This window comes from Vibrio sp. 10N.222.55.C6, from assembly GCF_041473395.1.
In the GTDB taxonomy this organism is placed as follows: domain Bacteria; phylum Pseudomonadota; class Gammaproteobacteria; order Enterobacterales; family Vibrionaceae; genus Vibrio; species Vibrio crassostreae_C.
Genome location: NZ_JBFRSD010000678.1, coordinates 1 through 508, shown reverse-complemented (window position 1 = coordinate 508; position 508 = coordinate 1). Strand labels below are relative to the sequence as shown.

Below are 508 nucleotides of genomic sequence, written 5' to 3'. Positions count from 1 at the left end.
TCAAGAAGCCAAAAATGCCGATATTACCCGCTGTCTAAAAGCTCCGCCGAAGCTCATCAAACGCGCCAAGTGCGATATCAATATTATCAGTGTTCTTTGTTGTGCCATTCCATACCAGCTTAGAGCTAAGTCCTCCACGCTCTTCTAGCACCCCCTTTTCGCTCAGACGGTTGCGCTTAGTATCTGGCTCGGCTTCTGCAAAATTTTTCCATTTTGCATATATACACGACTCAGGAATATCGTGTTCAATCCTTTCTGCATAGTCAATCAAGCTTTGTTCAGCAAAGGTGAATAACCACGCTTGTTGATTTGTCACGCCGTTCACACGAAGAATTCGCCCGAGCACCTGTCTGAAGTACAATTCGGTTTTGACTGAACTCATGTGACAACACACTTGAAGGCGCGGAATATCGGTCCCCTCACTAATCATTCCAACGCTAACAATCCATTGAGTATCGCTTCGTCTATAACGTTCAATCTCTGCTAAAGGCTCTTCATGCCGATAGGT

Annotated in this window: 1 pseudogene; it reads right to left on the bottom strand. The window is 45.3% G+C overall.

Annotated features, from left to right (window positions below):
* Positions 1–34: 34 nt before the first annotated feature.
* Positions 35–508, bottom strand: a pseudogene (locus tag AB4486_RS25610) (diguanylate cyclase); the annotation flags it as partial.